The sequence below is a fragment of the Brucella oryzae genome, assembly GCF_041929965.1.
Taxonomy (GTDB): Bacteria; Pseudomonadota; Alphaproteobacteria; order Rhizobiales; family Rhizobiaceae; genus Brucella; species Brucella oryzae.
The window spans coordinates 153,491-170,011 of record NZ_JBHEEO010000005.1 but is presented as its reverse complement, the minus strand read 5'-3'; the positions used below and the strand labels follow the sequence as shown (position 1 = coordinate 170,011).

Sequence of the window (16,521 nt, the reverse complement as noted above, 5' to 3'; positions counted from 1 at the left end):
TCTTGAATTCAAAGGGAGGATCAGCGCGGGGCCGCCGCGCGTTTCAAACGGTCGTTGATGGCCTCTCCGAGACCTTCAAAAGGGATGGGTTCGACGGCAATCGTTGCAGCGCCCGTTGCATCAAGCCTGCGCATGAAGTCGAACAGATTGGCCGCCGCTTCGCGGAGATCGCCTGTCTCGCTGAGGTTCAGAACTACCGCCGCCCGGTCGCTCCCTGCAACCCGGTGCGGGCCGAAGGAGAGAAGCGCCTCGCCCGGCTTCACATCGCGCACGGCAAGCCGCATGGCCGCATCAGGCGCATAATGCGACGCCATCATGCCCGGCGCCTGAATTGCCGACATGTGGTCGGCTCGCACGAGCTTCTCGCCGATGACTGCCTCGATTTCTTCCGCAGCCAGCCCGCCCGGACGCAGCAGATGCACTTTATTGCCGTCAACCTTGACGATGGTGGATTCAACCCCAACACCGCACGGACCGGCATCGAGGATCAGATCAAGCTTGCTGCCCAGATCGCCCGCTACTGCTGCGGCGCTCGTCGGGCTGATGCGGCCCGACGTATTGGCGCTCGGTGCGGCGACGGGGCTATCCAGCGCAGTGATGACATCGCGCACGCGGCCAAGCGGCATACGGACGGCAAGGGTCGAAAGCCCTGCGGACACAAGAGGATGAATGGGACGCTCGGCATCTTGATGCGCCTTCAGCGGCAGCACTATGGTCAGCGGGCCGGGCCAGAACAGTTCGACAAGCTTGCGCGAAAGGTCGTCGAAAGTGACATAGCGCTCAGCCATGGGAATGCCGCTCACATGCGCAATCAGCGGGTTAAACTGAGGACGCCCCTTGGCTGCGAAGATACCGGCCACGCCCTCGCCGTTCGAAGCGTCGGCGGCAAGGCCATAGACCGTTTCGGTCGGAATGGCGACGAGACCGCCACGCCGCAGCACTTCCACCGCGCGCAGGACTGCCTCATCATCGAAGTTGACTATATCGGACACTGGTTCTCCGCCGCACGGGCGTCCCAAGGTTAAGCCCGTTCTGCCTACACAAGCTCAAGCCCCGGTGCAAGCGATGTGCAAGCAAGCTCGAACCCTATCCCGACACAATCACGGCAAGACGATCATGATTGCGCATGAAAATTGCGTTTTGTTAGGTTTTTCAGGGCATGATGATATTATTCATGCATGAGGTGAATAATGTTATCGCGATTTATCGCTATTTCGCTGACGGCTATCGGATTGCCCGCAATTGCTTCCGCAAACGGGGGCGAGCGAACGCCATCGGCCTATTATCAGGTCGGCTCCATAGATTATATCGGCTATGACGAGATCGGCGCCGACGGACTGCCGGTCTGCGGCCCCTGTGCTGAAAAGCAGGCCGCCGCGACGAAGGCGCAGAAGGAAATCGAAGCCCGCCGCAAGCGCGCCCGCGCCTATATGGCGCGCATGCAGGGCCAGCCAGTCCCCGACGACCTGCTTGAGCCCGCCGCTGCGCCAGCGGAGGATTTTGACCCTGCCAAGCCGGTGCGGGTCGTTGGCGATGCCTGGGCCGTGGCATCGGACGAAACCGACCTCGGTTCTCTCGACCTCAGACCCAGCTTGAAATAAAATAGCGCCTCCGTCGCGGGCCCTCATCCTGAGGAGGCCCGCAGGACCGTCTCGAAGGATCGAGAAGCCAAAATAGCAGAGTGCGACAAGCGCAGTGCGTTTCCCTCAGCCCTTCGAGACGCCTCCCTTCGACAAGCTCAGGGAAGCTCCTCAGGATGAGGGAAACAGGAGACGCACTCGACTGATTATCAGCCCGCGATTTTCGAGAAATCCGCCACCTTGCCGGTGGCTGTACGGATCAGGTCGAGCAGAGCCAGACGATTGGCGCGGACATTCTCGTCCTCGTCATTGACCAGCACCTTTTCGAAGAACGTATCGACGGGACCGCGCAGCTTGGCAAGCGCCGTCATCGCACCGTTGAAATCTTCGCGGGCGATCGCTTCCTCGGCATCCTTCGAAGCCAGAGTGACGGCTTCAAACAGCGCCTTTTCTTCCGCTTCACGGAGAAGGGAAGCGTCTACGCTGTCAGCAACCCTGGTGCCCTTCTTTTCTTCGGCGGCGAGAATATTGGCAGCGCGCTTGGTGCCTGCCAGAAGGTTCTTGCCGTCTTCCTCGTTGATGAAGACGATCAGCGCTTCCAGACGGCGGGCGACCAGCAGCAGATTGTCGGCCTCCGGCGTCAATACGGCATCAATGGCGTCGTAGCGTGCACCTTCGTCTTTCAGATGCACCTTGAAGCGGTCATGAAGGAAGGACAAAAGATCAGCCAGCAGCGGCTCGGACGATGCTTCCGCCTCGGCGCGAGCCTGCTTTTCATAGCTGGCCAATGCGTTGTCGACATCCTGTTCGCCGTCGATATCACCGGAGTTTTCTGCAGCAAGCTTGGCTTCAAATTCGCGTAGCTTGCGCTGGACCTGACCTTCTTTCAGCGCGGCAAAGGCCGACCGGAAGAGCGGAAGCAGCGGGAATTTCCACTCCTGCGACAGCAGGAGACGGATCACGCCCAATGCTGCACGGCGCAGCGCATAAGGGTCCTTCGACCCCGTAGGCTTTTCGTCAATTGCCCAGAAGCCGACCAGCGTATCGAGCTTGTCAGCAAGCGCGACGGCAACCGAAACCGGGTTCTTCGGCACGACATCGGACGGGCCTTGCGGCTTGTAGTGTTCTTCGATTGCAGCGGCGACGGCTTCGTCTTCGCCTTGAAGCAACGCATATTTGCGGCCCATTGCGCCCTGAAGCTCGGGGAACTCTCCGACAACTTCGGTCTGGAGATCGGCTTTGGCGAGAACGGCTGCGCGGGTGGCAAGCTTCGGATCGGCGCCGACCAACCGTGCGATCTGTGCAGCCAGTTCGCGAATGCGTTCAACACGAGCGCCTTGCGTGCCAAGCTTGGCATGGAAGGTCACATTCAGTGCATCCAGACGCGCCATGCGCTGATCGAGCGGCTTTTTCAGGTCAAGACCGAACTTTTCCGCCGAGGCGGCAAGCTTGTCGAGGTCGGGCAGGTCATGCTGATCGGTGTGCCAGAAATAGAGCGCATCCGACAGACGTGCGCGCACCACCTTGCCGTTACCGTAAGCGATTTCCGTGCCGCCATCGCGAGCCGCAACATTGGAGACAAGGATGAACTTGTTGGAAAGCGCTTGTATCTCCTCATGCTGAGGAGCTGGCGAAGCCAGCCTCGAAGCATCGCCTTGCTTGCGGGTGACAAAACACTTCTGGTTGGCGCGGATGGTGAGACGAATGACTTCCGGCGGAATGGCCAGAAACTCTTCCTCGAACTCGCCCATCAGCACGACCGGCCATTCGACCAGACCGGATACTTCTTCCAGAAGCCCATCGTCTTCGACCAGTTCAAGGCCGGAAGCGAAGGCGAGATTATGCGCGTCCTGCGAAATGATTTCCTTGCGGCGCTCTGCATCCAGAACCACGAAAGCCTTTTCAAGTTTTTCGACATAATCCTCGAAGCGGCGCACCTTGATTGCCTGACCGTCGCTCAGGAAACGATGGCCATAAGTGACATTGCCCGACTTGATACCATCGATATCGAAGTCGATGACCACGGTTTCCTCGGTTTCGGGACCGAAGGTGCAGAGGATCGACTGCAGCGGGCGCACCCAGCGTAATGCACCCGGCTTGGCCGAAGCCGCGCCCCAGCGCATGGATTTCGGCCACGGGAAATTGCGGATCGTCTGAGGCACCAGTTCAGCGACAATTTCTTCCGCAGCACGGCCCGGCTTGGTCAGATGGGCAACATAGAAATCACCCTTCTTCGGATCAGAATGCACATGCGCCTGCGTGACATCGGTGAGACCAGCCTTGCGCAGAAAACCCTGAATGGCCTGTTCGGGTGCAGTAACCGCCGGACCCTTGATGTCTTCATGAACGTCCTTGGAGCGTACTGTCAGACCACGAATGTCGAGCGTCAGACGACGCGGCGTCCAATAGGCGGTTGCGGCTTCATAGGTCAGGCCAGCATCAACCAGACCATCGGTGATCATCTTTTTCAGATCGCCTGCGGCCTTGCGCTGCATGCGGGCTGGAATTTCCTCGGAAAAGAGTTCGAGCAGTAGATCAGGCATCAGCGTGCGCCTCCGGCTTCCGCATTTTTATCATTGCCCGTCCTCGCTTCGCTGCGGTCGGACGGCAGCGCCTCACGCTTGAAATTGAAACCACCGGCATCCGTCAAAAGGAATGCCTCGCCGCACTGACGCGCAAGATTGCGCACGCGTAGAATATAGCTCTGGCGCTCGGTGACCGAGATCACGCCGCGCGCATCCATCAGATTGAAGACGTGGGACGCCTTGATGCACTGGTCGTAGGCCGGGAAGACACATTTATGGACGTTCCCTGTCGTGCCTTCGGCACTCCCCGCCTCTTGTGGAGCGCCAGCCTTCAGAATGGCTTCGCATTCACGCTCGGCATCGATAAAGTGCTGGTGCAGCATCTCCGTATTCGCAATTTCGAAATTGTAGCGGGAATATTCCTGCTCCGCCTGCAGGAATACATCGCCATAGGTGACCTTCTCGTCGCCTTCGAGGCCGTTGAAATTCAGTTCATAGACATTGTCTACACCCTGCACATACATGGCGAGGCGTTCAAGACCATAGGTCAGTTCACCGGAAACCGGCGAGCATTCGATGCCGCAGACCTGCTGGAAATAGGTAAACTGCGACACTTCCATGCCGTCGCACCAGCATTCCCAGCCAAGGCCCCACGAACCCGTCGTCGGGTTTTCCCAATCATCCTCGACAAAGCGCACGTCGTGAAGGTTCATATCGATGCCGATGGCCTTCAGCGAACCGAGATAGAGTTCCTGCAGATTGGGCGGGCTTGGCTTCAGAAGAACCTGATACTGGTAATAGTGCTGGAGACGGTTCGGGTTTTCACCATAGCGACCATCCTTCGGGCGACGCGATGGCTGAACATAGGCCACATTCCACGGGCGCGGTCCGAGCGCCCGCAAAGTCGTCGCCGGGTGCAACGTACCCGCGCCTACTTCCATGTCATAAGGCTGCAGAATGGCGCAACCTCGCTCCGCCCAATAGTTATGGAGCGTCAGGATCAAACCCTGAAAGGAACGGGTGGGATGCATATGTGCGGGCAACGTACTGGACACGGGGGTCAGGCCTTGTAATTGAAATGATGGCCCGGTCTAATTTGTCCGCCCCACATGGTCAAGCATGACATTTGATCGCTGAAAGCTCCGGCGGACAAATAATGCAGTCGGCGGCAGAGAAAAATACATGAGTTTACTGGAATAGAGCAATATTCTTTATCGCTAAACAGTAAATTAGATATATCAATTAACTATTACATGTACACTTAGTTTGACTTTCCTCAATTTTTTGCTATATGGCTTTCTATATTTTATATCTAATAGGTTTATATTATGAGCTGGAACGCGCCTGTAGCAATAAAAGTGAATGACTTATTATACAGTATACGGTCTACCCATAATGCCGAGTGGTTTATGCTTCAGCATTGGCCCTTGTTCGGCCATTCGGATCTGGAAGATGCGATATTGTCCTGTCTGTTGAGCTGGCCGGACAATGCCGCAGCAGAGCACCACGCAAGGGTAAAATTCATTCACGCTTGCGCCAACGCAGGCATCCTGATCATGACCGACCATGATTTGCGCCGCGATGACACCCAACAGCGAATAGCCGCAACGAGGCGCAAGAGGACTGTGGCCCGTAAATCGGAGCTGCCGCAGCCTCCGGCCCAGGTCTTTGAAGAACTGCGCTGACCATACCGGTAGCGCAGAATCTCTCAATCCTCAGCAGGCTTGTTGTCGACGGGTTTTTCCGCCTTGACCGATGATTGGCCTGGAACATCGGGAAGGCCCTTCTTCAGCTTTTCCTCGATCTTGACCAGATCTTCCGGTTCGGGCTTGCCTGCAATGGCATGGTTCCACTGGAACGTCGCTTCCAGAAGGCGCCCCACACGCCAATAGGCATCGCCCATATGATCGTTGATCGTCGGGTCTTCCGGACGAAGCTTGACCGCTTTTTCCAGTTCGACCACCGCCTCATCATAGCGGCCCAGCATATAATAGGCCCAGCCCAGCGAGTCGACGATATAGCCGTCCTGCGGGCGAAGCTCGACCGCTTTCTTGATCATGCGCAGCGCTTCATCGAGATTTTCACCTCGGTCCACCCATGAATACCCCAGATAGTTCAGCACCTGCGGCTGATCCGGATAAAGCTCCAGCGCCTTGCGGAAATTCGGTTCGGCCTTGTCCCATTGCTTCAGGCGTTCATAGGCAATGCCGCGCTGGTAGAAGACCGGCCAGTCCTTGCGTTCCGGCGACTTGATCTGTTCGACCGCAGCATCATAAATCTTCGCCGCATCGGCAAAATTCTTGTCCTGCGCATAGACGCCGCCAAGCGCCAGATAGGTGCGCATGTCGGTCTTGTCGCGGTCGAGCAGAACCTTCAGCTGCTTGACGGCTTCGGCAGACTGGCTGTTTTCCGCCAGATTGAGCGCACGCTGCATTTCCGCATCGCGGCGATAAGGCGATTTCTCCGGCACGCGGCCATAATAGTCGATGGCCTTTTCCGACTGGCGCAACTTGGCGGAAATATCGCCTAGCTGATAAAGCGTCGCGTCATTGTCCGGGCGCAGCGGTAACGACATCTGCAGATAAAGCTTCGCAAAGGCCTCAGCGCCGCTGCGGTTGATCGCTGTGCCAAGCGTATAGAGCGCTTCGGCAGCACCTTCCTGCGCGGTCTTGATCAAGCGGCCATATTTCTCGCCAGCTTCGATCTTTTCGCGCATTTCCGTGATCGTCATGCGGCCGTTCAGAAGCTCGGCTGCATCATTCAGCGTCTTGATCGCGCCTTCTTTGTCACCCTGACGAAGCTTGAAGGAGGCATAAGCCATCACGATGCGTTCATAAGTGTCGGGAGCGGCACTTCCGCCGGGCCGATCATCGATGGCCTGCTGATAGAAATCACGCGCTTCCTGCTTCTGGCCGGCAAGATCAGCTATCAGCGCGGAATTGTAGGTGCGGAACAGACCATACCATTCCGGTCCCTGCATTTTCTGGATATCGGCAAGCGCCTGCTTGGGATTGCCCTGCCCGACCTTCACCCACGCGTTCATGAAGCCCGTCGCAAGGCGATCCATATCGGATTGCAGCGACAGCATCAGAAGCGGCCCGACCTTGCGATATTGCTTGCGGTCGATGGCGTCGATGGCCAGCGCCACGCGCGAAAAACGCTCGATCTCCGGGACGTTCTTCAGTTCTTCCGCCAGAGGCAGCGCGTCCTTAAAGCGGCCTTCCGTCAGCAAGACCAGCAGCAGGTCCTGCTTGATCTGCGTGTTATTCGGATCGAATGCCATGGCTTGACGATAGAAATCGACGGCGGTGGCGAGATTATTGTCGGATTCAGCAGTACGTCCGGCAAGATAGGCCCCGGCAAACGAACCGGCGCGGACAGGGGCCGGTGCGGAATCGGTTGTCGCCTTGGCCAAAGCCCCGCTTGCCGGCATTGCAATTCCCGCTAGAAGCGAGAGCAGCAAACCATAAAGCGGGCGGTATTTCGATCCTTGCCGCATAAAGCCCTATCCTCTTCTCAAATCCCTGTGACAGATACCGGCAAGCAAACCTCAAGTGGCTCAAAAGCCGGGCACGCTGTCTCTTTGCCGGAAAAGGCACCCCAAGCATGGCCTTTTTGGGATGGTGGGGCAAGAAAAGCATCCGTGATGGGGTGCTTTTCCTGCGTATTATTGGCCCACAAGAAATACTGGCCAGCGTTTACGGCTGTTGCCGGGTCAGTTCACGCGGCTGATACAGAAATCGATGACTTCGATCAGCGCGTCCTTCTGAGGCGTTGCTTTCAAAGGCGCCAGAGCATCGCGGGCAATTTCGCCGAAATGCCGTGCGCGCTGCACAGTGTCGGCAATCGCGCCGTGCTTCGTCATCAGGCCGATGGCTTTTTCAAGCGAGGCGTCATCGCTCGCACCGTCTTCAATCGCGTGCTTCCAGAAAGCGCGCTCATCGTCAGTGCCGCGGCGATAGCTCAGAATCACCGGAAGTGTGATCTTGCCTTCGCGGAAATCGTCGCCGGTATTCTTGCCGAGATCGGCAGCCGAACCGCCATAATCGAGCGCGTCATCGACAAGCTGGAAGGCAAGACCGAGATTGAGACCGTAGTCGCGCAGCGCCGCGCGATCCGAACGCTGTGCACCGGCGATGATCGGTCCGACTTCACCGGCAGCCGAGAACAGCGCCGCAGTCTTGGCCTTGATGACCGCCAGATATTCGTCTTCCGTCGTTTCCATGTTCTTGGCTGCTGCAAGCTGCATCACTTCACCTTCGGCGATCACCGACGCTGAGGTGGCCAGAACGTCGAGCGCATCGAGCGAACCGACATCAACCATCATCTTGAAGGCCTGCCCCAGAAGGAAGTCGCCGACGAGAACGCTGGCCTGGTTGCCCCAGATCATGCGCGCCGTGCTTTTTCCGCGACGCAGATCGCTTTCATCGACCACATCGTCATGCAGCAACGTGGCCGTGTGCATGAACTCGACAGCAGTCGCGAGGCGCACATGGCCATCGCCTTCGTAGCCGAACATGCGAGCTGCCGCGAGCGTCATCATGGGACGCAGGCGCTTGCCGCCGGAGGAAATCAGATGATTGGCGACTTCCGGTATCATTTCGACATCGGACCCGGCCCGGGAAAGGATCATCTCGTTCACCCGCGCCATGTCGGCCTTTGTCAGATCGACAAGCGGCTGAACCGATCCTTCCTGTTTCTTTTTACCGTCCAGATTCAGAACCACACCCAATGCCATTTCTCCTAGCTGCCCGGCCACATTATTGAAACGGACCGGATTGCTCAAGACGCAACTGCCCCCAAAGCGCCCTCAAAGCGTTACTCTTCCGACGTCTGTTCACCATTGAAGGAAGCTGTTGTCAATGCGGTGCATTCGCTACAAACTGTTCAAATGATCGAACTTATCCGTACGAATGATTCCGTTCTGCTATCCTTTGCCGAAACCTTGATGAAAGAGGCCGGGATCGCTTATTTCGTTGCCGACACGAATATGAGCATCATCGAGGGCTCGTTGGGTGTATTGCCGCGCCGCCTTCTGGTCAGCGAAGAACAGCTTGAAGAGGCACGGCAGATTCTGATCGATGCCCAGATTGAACATGAACTGCGTGATCAATGAATTCGGAAACAAGTTCGGAAACTGAAGGTGAAGCCGGAGAAACACTCGACGTGTTTCATCGTGGGGCGTTTCATCTCGTCCAGCCTGCATTTAAAGGCCATCGCTCCGGTGTGGATGCAATGATTCTGGCAAGTGCCGTTCCAAACGGCTTTGTGGGACGTGTTGCCGATCTTGGCAGCGGTGCAGGCGCTGCCGGGCTTGCAGTCGCTTCCCGATGCCCTGACACCAATATCACCCTTGTGGAACGTTCTGCCTTCATGGCTGGCTTTGCCCGTAAAAGCATTGCGCATCCGCTGAATGCCGCTCTGGCAGGCCGTATCAGCGTGATTGAAGCCGACGTCGCCCTGAGAGGCAAGGCGCGCATCGCCGCCGGACTTGTCGATAACAGTTTCGATTTTGCCATCATGAATCCGCCCTTCAACGAAGCGCGCGATCGCAGCACACCCGATCCGTTGAAGGCGGAAGCGCATGTCATGCCCGAAGGCATGTTCGAACAATGGGTGCGCACTGCGGCAGCCATTGTGAAGCCCGGCGGCGACATTGCCATCATTGCCCGGCCCAGCTCCCTTTCTCCCGTCCTCGAAGCCCTGTCGGGACGGTTCGGCGGCCTGAAGATCATTCCCGTTCAGCCTCGCCCCGATGCGGCAGCTATCCGCATTGTCCTGACAGGCACACGCGGGAGCCGTGCCGGTCTTTCGCTGATGCCAGCGCTTGTTCTCCACGGCAGCGAGGGCCATGGCTTCACTCCACACGCCAACGACATCAATAACGGGCTCGATGCTCTGATCTAGAAACGTTGCTGTGCCAGCACAACCAAGTTGCGGTCCAGATCGTATAATCTCAGGATCATCATATAGAGCGCCGTGCGTCCATTCGGACGCACAAAGGTCGCTCTAACTTATTGAATCTACGCATCGTTCTTTCCAAAATCGATTCTGGTTTTTGGGCCGATGCTGTAGTCGGCGGCTTCGACATTTCCGGGGCGAAAATAGGTGTAAGCACCATCGCGGTCTCCTCCCGGATCGGATAGCATGGCAGCATTTCAGAAGTTCCGGCGATTCAATCGTATCGATTTCAGGCCGCACAGGTAATTTTTATTGAAACCCTGTGGTCGAGCCAATATTCCTAAATCGCAATTTTCGTTCTGCGGCTCCCCGCCGCCCTTTTCCGAAAAAGCGCAAACAACAAACGACAAGAACAGGCAACGGGAACCGATGAACCACAGCCCAAACAAAAGCCGTCCCGTATCGGTCATGCGGCGCTTCCTCGATAGCGAATCTGCTGGCGGCATCAGTCTTATGGTCGCGGCGGCGCTTGCGCTCATCGTGGCCAATTCGTCCTTTTCACAAATCTATTTCGAGACGCTGCGCGCCCATATCGGCCCGCTGAGCCTGACGGACTGGATCAATGATGCCTTGATGGCGGTGTTCTTTCTGCTCGTGGGGCTGGAAATCAAACGCGAGTTCCTCGACGGGCAGCTGGCAAGCTGGCCGAACCGCATGCTGCCCGGCATTGCTGCCGCGGGCGGCGTCATCCTGCCAGCCATCATCTTCACCCTGTTCAACTGGCACGATCCGGCCAAGCTGCGCGGCTGGGCTGTGCCATCGGCAACCGACATCGCCTTTGCGCTCGGCGTGCTGTCGCTTCTGGGGTCGCGGGTTCCCTCCAGCCTCAAGGTGTTTCTGGCGACGCTCGCCATTCTGGACGATCTCGCCGCCGTCGTCATCATCGCCATTTTCTATACGGCTGAAATCTCCATGCCATATCTTGGTGGAGCTTTTGCTGCCGCTATCGTTCTGTTCGCCATGAACCGGATGGGCGTGATGAAGCTCCTTCCCTACCTGATCGGCGGAGCGGCGCTCTGGTTTTTCGTGCTGAATTCCGGCGTTCACGCAACGGTTGCAGGCGTGGTGACCGCGCTGATGATTCCGCTGAAGCCCGCGCCCGGCAAGCCTGACGATATGACCTCGCCGCTGCATGTGCTGGAACATGCATTGGCCAAGCCTGTTGCTTTCATCATCGTGCCCATTTTCGGCTTCGCCAATGCAGGCATATCGTTCGCCGGTCTCGACGCCTCGGTGATGAGCGACACGCTCACCCTCGGCATCATGCTTGGCCTCTTCATCGGCAAGCAGCTCGGCGTTTTCGGCGCGGCCTGGCTCGCGATCAAGACCGGCCTTGCGCAAAAGCCGCTCGGGGCCACATGGATTCAGCTTTACGGCGTGGCGGTCCTGTGCGGGATCGGCTTTACGATGAGCATCTTCATCGGCCTCCTCTCCTTCCCGTCCGAACTCATGCAAGCGGAAACCAAGATCGGCGTGCTGGCCGGTTCGGGCCTGTCGGCCATTTGCGGCTATATTCTGCTGCGGTTGGTCACAAAGCCGAAAAAATCCTGACGGAAACGACACACCGCCCGGAAAACAAAATTTCCGGGCGGTTTTCTTTGTGTTTCCCATATCGCTTCCTACATTTGGCTGGAATCATTTCTACACGCAGGAGTTCACCTTGCCCGGTTTATTGACGCGCCTTGTTCCACGCCGCTTCCGCCCGGTTTCCATCGAGATACCTGTCGTGCGACTGCATGGCGCCATCATGTCCGGTGGGTCTGCCTTCCGTCCGATGCTTTCACTGGCGTCGACGGCGGCAGTTCTTGAAAAGGCATTCAACGACAAGGAAGCGCCTGCCGTCGCCATTTCACTCAACTCACCCGGCGGTTCACCAGTACAGTCCCGACTGATCTACCGGCGTATCCGCGATCTCGCCGCCGAGCATCAGAAGAAGGTCTTTATCTTCGTTGAAGATGTTGCCGCCTCGGGTGGCTATATGATTGCGCTGGCCGGTGACGAAATCATCGCCGATCCTTCATCCATCGTGGGCTCCATCGGCGTTGTGTCGGCCTCGTTCGGTTTTCCCGAGCTTTTGAAGAAGATCGGGGTCGAGCGCCGTGTCTATACGGCAGGCTCCAACAAGGTGACGCTTGACCCGTTCCAGCCGGAGAAGAAGGCCGACATCGAGCGACTGAAATCATTGCAGCTTGAAATCCATGAAACCTTCATCGACATGGTGAAGGAACGGCGCGGAACCAAGCTTGCGGAAGACAAGGATCTGTTTACCGGCCTGTTCTGGACCGGCATCAAGGCGCAACGGCTTGGCTTGATTGATGGGCTTGGCGATATGCGCAGCTTCCTGCGCAAGACCTATGGCGACAAGGTCAAGCTCAAGCTCGTCGAACAGAAGCGCGGCCTTCTGGGACGCAAAATGCCCGGCGTAGATATGGCACTCGGTAATCTTGAACCGGCTTCCATTGCCGCAAATCTCGGCGAAGGGCTGCTTTCGGTAGCTGAAGAAAAGGCACTTTGGGGCCGTTATGGCCTCTAAAGGCCGAGCAGAGGCAAAATCAGCATCGATTTTCGCACCAATGCTTTGAATTCCTTCGTTTCACCATGATATGGTGTCAGAAAGTGGGGCGGGCCGCTTCCCGCCCCTTCATGAACATCCGGCGTTTCGACCGTTGCGATCCGGCAATCCGAAGTGCAACCCTTAAGGATTTGAGGCCATGCCCCAGCTCATCTTTCTGCTGCTGATCATCGCCGCCGCCTGGTACGGCTACCGCTCGTTCAAGCGTGAAGCCTCGCGCGTGTCCCAGCGTGTGCGCCAGGCGGAAAAGGAAGCGCAGAACCGGGCCCACGGTACGCTCGTGCAGGACCCTAAAACCGGCGAATATTACGTCAAGAAGGACTGACCTTTTCCGCAGGAAAGGTTGCCGACGAAGCGGCTTGGCCGCTCGCCGCAACCGAACCGTCTGCTTTCTCCATTCGCAGCCTCAACCGAAATGACCCTTTCCCCGAAAACCGAAACATCCGCACAGGCCGAGGATGCGCAGGCGGTGACACGCCTGGCTCCGGCCAAGATCAATCTGGCACTGCATGTGACGGGGCGTCGTGACGATGGCTACCATCTGCTCGACATGCTGGTGGTCTTTGCGCGCTATGGCGACATCATTCGCGTCAGCCCTGCCGATGAGGACGGTTTCACGGTCGGCGGTCCTTTTGCAAAGGGCATACCGCTCGATGGCGGCAATCTGGTGCTCAAGGCCCGCAACGCCTTGCGCGACCATGCGCAAAGGGTCTTGCCGCCCGTTACCATCCATCTGGAAAAGAACCTGCCGATTGCCTCGGGCATCGGCGGCGGATCGAGCGATGCTGCAGCAACGCTGCTCGCACTTGATGCGTTGTGGGGCCTCGATCTCGGTTTCGGGCAGCTCGCCGCGATGGGGCTGCATCTTGGCGCCGACCTGCCCATGTGCCTGCACGGCGCATCGAAGGGCACGCCCCTGACCGCGCGCGGCATCGGCGAAGACCTCGCTCCTGTCGCCGGGTTTCCGGCCTTGCCCATGCTGCTCGTCAATGATGGAACCGCTATGGCAACGCCGGATGTCTTTCGCGCGCTCGACAAACGCGATCACCCAGCGTTGAACCTTCCCTCCCATACAGATATCGAACGCCTTTGCGCTTATCTGCAAACAACTCGCAACGATCTTCTTGCCCCAGCGCTGAAACTTGCGCCCCAGATCGGTGACAAGCTTGACCTGCTTCACGCAAGCGGAGCACTCTACGCACAGATGTCGGGTTCAGGCGCAACCTGCTATGCAATCTTTGACGACATGGCAGCCACCGAACAGGCAGCCGCACGCCTTTCAGCCGAGAAGCCTGACTGGTTCGTCATCGCGACCCAAAGCGTCCCTTCCCGAAAATAATCTCTGAACGACCTCCTTTCTGAATGCCCATAAAATCGTCCTATTGTTCACTCTGATTGGACAATATATTCGGACAGACTGTTCGCACTTTTTGAACAAAAAGCCTTCTACAACTGTTTCGTGAATGCCGACACATAAATCAACACATTGATTATATTATATTTTTATTTGAAAATTATCGTCACGCCAAAAAATATGCCGCACAAATGTGTGATCAACAAAACATTTTCGTGACTGGAACTTTCGCTCACTGTCACCCATTTCAGGTACATCGGAACGACGAACAAAACGCCGCTCCACTTTCCAAGGAGATAGGAAAATGAAAAAGATTGTTCTTGCTGCTGCCGCCCTTGCTCTTAGCGCCGGTGCTGCCTTTGCAGAAAACCCGCATGTTGGCGAACCTGCCGATCTTTATGCAAACGACCGCACACCGGTCGCTTCCCAGAAGGTCGACTACACAGCTCCTGCCTCGATCAAAGCTCCTGTCTATCAGGACGGTTCGGCTCATCGCTTTGGCGACGCATCGCCTTCCTCTTACCAGAACTAATTCAGTCAGCATGTCTGGCGAAAAAGGCGGAGTTTCCAGCTTCGCCTTTTCTTTTTGCTCAATCCTCGTCGGGCGGTAGAATGGGATGCTTGAGGCGGACGGTTTTCAGCCGCTGTGGAAGCTGATCAAACGCCACGCCATCGAGCAGCAGCGGCTTTATCACGTCCAACCGAACCAGAAGCCCGGCATCAAGTGTCGCCTTGTGACCGAAGATTTTACGGACCGTGCCGAAGCCGCTATCTTCCGGCAGCGAAAAGCGTGCAACATCGCCATCGCTTTCCATGTGACGCCGGAGGACTTCCTCCCAGCCCTCCTGTGGAACAGCGCCCGGCTTCAGCAACAGCACCCATGGCGTGCGGATCTCATCGAGCGCCGCCTCAATATCCATTTCGGCATAAAAGTCACAGCCTGCACCAAGCGCAACGAGGGCGGTTTCGTCCGATGAGCCGCGATCCACGACCGTAACACGGCGCAGCAACCCCTCCACGACAGCCGGCACCAAAGCCGAAAGCGTGTGGGCCAGCGCTCTTTCTGAATTCAGGGTTTCGATGATGACGGACAGCATGCGCGCTTCATATATCAAGAATGCGTGAACGGAAAGCTGCTGCGCATATGTTCTTGATTTGTTCCGTACCTTGCGATAGGAATAGATTCATCAGAATAGAGTCGCATGGCAGCACGGTGCGCACAACAGAACAGTTTTTCGCTGTTCCGCGTTTGCTTTCACCGTGCCTGTACAACGCCCGATGTTTCCATTCAGGGAGACTAAAATGGAAGTGATCCAGCAGGCAGATATCATCAAGCAGGCCGACAGGGCCGCCTTCGGCAGTGGGCGTGCGGATCACGCCAATGCGGTGATTGGTGAAGCTGGCCTGCGCATCGACCATGCCCGCAGGCGCGGGCGCGGCGCAGGCATCAATCCGACCGGGCGCTTTGAGCCGACGACGCGGCATGAGTTCGATGACGGCTGGACCACGCTTGAGGAACTGCCGCCGTTCAGGACCGACGTACAGATCGAAAAGCCGCGCACGATCATCACACGCAACGATTCACCCGATATCAACTTCGACCGCTCGATCAATCCATATCGGGGTTGCGAGCATGGCTGCATCTATTGCTTTGCCCGACCGACCCATAGTTATATGGGACTTTCAGCTGGTCTCGATTTCGAATCCCGCCTGTTTGCAAAGCCGGATGCCGCACGCCTTCTGGAGCGCGAGCTGGCCAAACCCAATTATCAGCCGAAAACAATAGCCATCGGCACCAATACCGACCCCTATCAGCCGGTCGAGAAGAAATGGCGCATCATGCGCGAAATTCTTGAAGTGTTGGAGGCCGCCAATCATCCGGTCGGCATCGTGACCAAATCCGCCCTGGTCGTGCGTGACATCGATATTCTGAGCCACATGGCCGAGAAAGGGCTGGCCAAGGTCGCCTTGTCGGTCACGACGCTCGACGCTCATCTGGCCCGCACGATGGAGCCGCGCGCCTCGACGCCGACGCTACGGCTTCAGGCCATTCGGAAACTGACCGATGCGGGCATCCCCGCTTCCGTCATGATGGGACCGGTCATTCCGGGTATAAACGATCACGAGATAGAGCGCATTCTGGATGCCGCCTATGCGCAAGGTGCGCGCGAGGCGGGCTATGTTCTGCTGCGCCTGCCGCTCGAAGTCGCGCCTTTGTTCAAGGACTGGCTGCTGCGCAATTATCCGGATCGTTATCGTCATGTCATGTCACTGGTGCGTTCCATGCGCGACGGCAAGGATTATGATGCCGAATGGGGCAAGCGGATGCGCGGCACTGGCCCCTATGCGTGGCAGATCGGACGCCGTTTCGAGATTACCGCACGCAAGCTTGGCTTCAATGCACGCCGCCTTCAGTTACGTACCGACCTGTTCGAACCGGTCGAAAAAGGAGGCAAACAGCTTTCGCTGTTTTAGAGAGTTTCCCAGAGCGGGAAACCGGCCTGATCCGCCCAGCAGCTGCATTTCTGG

General features: G+C 57.4%; 15 protein-coding genes and 1 pseudogene. 10 read left to right on the top strand and 6 right to left on the bottom strand.

All coding sequences use genetic code 11. The features are described from left to right. Window positions 1-20: 20 nt before the first annotated feature. Entirely contained in the window at window positions 21-992 is a 972-nt protein-coding gene (locus JNC70_RS07095) for an L-threonylcarbamoyladenylate synthase (RefSeq protein ID WP_104756456.1), read from the bottom strand. A gap of 198 nt (window positions 993-1,190) precedes the next feature. Here JNC70_RS07095 and JNC70_RS07090 point away from each other — a divergent pair, with 198 nt between their 5' ends. Further along, the gene (locus tag JNC70_RS07090) at window positions 1,191-1,601 is read left to right on the top strand and encodes a hypothetical protein (protein ID WP_104756457.1); all 411 of its coding nucleotides are present in this window, start codon (window positions 1,191-1,193) and stop codon (window positions 1,599-1,601) included. Between the two features lie 188 nt (window positions 1,602-1,789). Here JNC70_RS07090 and glyS read toward each other — a convergent pair whose 3' ends face one another. Together glyS and JNC70_RS07080 are read right to left on the bottom strand one after the other, a co-directional pair. After that, window positions 1,790-4,123, bottom strand: coding sequence for a glycine--tRNA ligase subunit beta (gene glyS / locus JNC70_RS07085; RefSeq protein ID WP_104756458.1), 2,334 nt, complete (start codon window positions 4,121-4,123; stop codon window positions 1,790-1,792). A 71-nt stretch (window positions 4,124-4,194) separates the two neighbouring features. Next, a pseudogene (locus JNC70_RS07080) lies at window positions 4,195-5,136 on the bottom strand (glycine--tRNA ligase subunit alpha); the annotation flags it as partial. Window positions 5,137-5,433: 297 nt separating this feature from the next. Between JNC70_RS07080 and JNC70_RS07075 the strand changes: the two are divergent. Next, on the top strand, window positions 5,434-5,790 hold the full coding sequence (locus JNC70_RS07075) for a DUF982 domain-containing protein (RefSeq protein ID WP_104756459.1): 357 nt from the start codon (window positions 5,434-5,436) through the stop codon (window positions 5,788-5,790). A gap of 23 nt (window positions 5,791-5,813) precedes the next feature. Here the strand turns inward: JNC70_RS07075 and JNC70_RS07070 are convergent, their stop codons facing one another. Further along, window positions 5,814-7,604, bottom strand: a complete 1,791-nt coding sequence (locus tag JNC70_RS07070) for a tetratricopeptide repeat protein (RefSeq protein WP_104756460.1) — start codon at window positions 7,602-7,604, stop codon at window positions 5,814-5,816. A 216-nt stretch (window positions 7,605-7,820) separates the two neighbouring features. Further along, complete coding sequence (locus JNC70_RS07065) at window positions 7,821-8,837, bottom strand: polyprenyl synthetase family protein (RefSeq protein ID WP_010658340.1); 1,017 nt, start codon at window positions 8,835-8,837, stop codon at window positions 7,821-7,823. A 159-nt stretch (window positions 8,838-8,996) separates the two neighbouring features. Between JNC70_RS07065 and JNC70_RS07060 the strand changes: the two genes are divergently transcribed. From JNC70_RS07060 to JNC70_RS07030, 7 genes are all read left to right on the top strand, one after another. Then, on the top strand, window positions 8,997-9,221 hold the full coding sequence (locus JNC70_RS07060; protein ID WP_104756518.1) for a putative signal transducing protein: 225 nt from the start codon (window positions 8,997-8,999) through the stop codon (window positions 9,219-9,221). Next, a complete protein-coding gene (locus JNC70_RS07055) occupies window positions 9,218-10,012 on the top strand; it encodes a tRNA1(Val) (adenine(37)-N6)-methyltransferase (RefSeq protein ID WP_104756461.1) in 795 nt (264 codons plus the stop codon). Before JNC70_RS07060 ends, JNC70_RS07055 begins: the two co-directional genes overlap by 4 nt. 423 nt (window positions 10,013-10,435) lie before the next feature. Further along, a complete protein-coding gene (nhaA, locus tag JNC70_RS07050; protein ID WP_104756462.1) occupies window positions 10,436-11,617 on the top strand; it encodes a Na+/H+ antiporter NhaA in 1,182 nt (393 codons plus the stop codon). 109 nt (window positions 11,618-11,726) lie between these two features. Further along, window positions 11,727-12,599, top strand: coding sequence for a S49 family peptidase (locus JNC70_RS07045; RefSeq protein WP_104756519.1), 873 nt, complete (start codon window positions 11,727-11,729; stop codon window positions 12,597-12,599). Between the two features lie 178 nt (window positions 12,600-12,777). Next, window positions 12,778-12,963: a membrane protein gene (locus JNC70_RS07040; RefSeq protein ID WP_006466164.1), complete on the top strand. Its 186-nt coding sequence runs from the start codon at window positions 12,778-12,780 to the stop codon at window positions 12,961-12,963. A 90-nt stretch (window positions 12,964-13,053) separates the two neighbouring features. Then, window positions 13,054-13,977 carry a 4-(cytidine 5'-diphospho)-2-C-methyl-D-erythritol kinase gene (locus tag JNC70_RS07035; RefSeq protein ID WP_104756520.1) on the top strand — a complete coding sequence of 308 codons (924 nt, stop codon included), beginning with the start codon at window positions 13,054-13,056 and terminating at the stop codon, window positions 13,975-13,977. Window positions 13,978-14,296: 319 nt separating this feature from the next. Continuing rightward, window positions 14,297-14,524, top strand: a complete 228-nt coding sequence (locus tag JNC70_RS07030; protein WP_104755730.1) for a hypothetical protein — start codon at window positions 14,297-14,299, stop codon at window positions 14,522-14,524. A 58-nt stretch (window positions 14,525-14,582) separates the two neighbouring features. Here JNC70_RS07030 and JNC70_RS07025 read toward each other — a convergent pair whose 3' ends face one another. Then, a complete protein-coding gene (locus JNC70_RS07025; RefSeq protein WP_104756463.1) occupies window positions 14,583-15,089 on the bottom strand; it encodes a glycosyltransferase family protein in 507 nt (168 codons plus the stop codon). A 205-nt stretch (window positions 15,090-15,294) separates the two neighbouring features. Between JNC70_RS07025 and JNC70_RS07020 the strand changes: the two genes are divergently transcribed. Next, window positions 15,295-16,467 (top strand): PA0069 family radical SAM protein, encoded by a 1,173-nt coding sequence (locus JNC70_RS07020; RefSeq protein ID WP_104756464.1) that lies wholly within the window; start codon window positions 15,295-15,297, stop codon window positions 16,465-16,467. The last annotated feature ends 54 nt before the right edge of the window (window positions 16,468-16,521 follow it).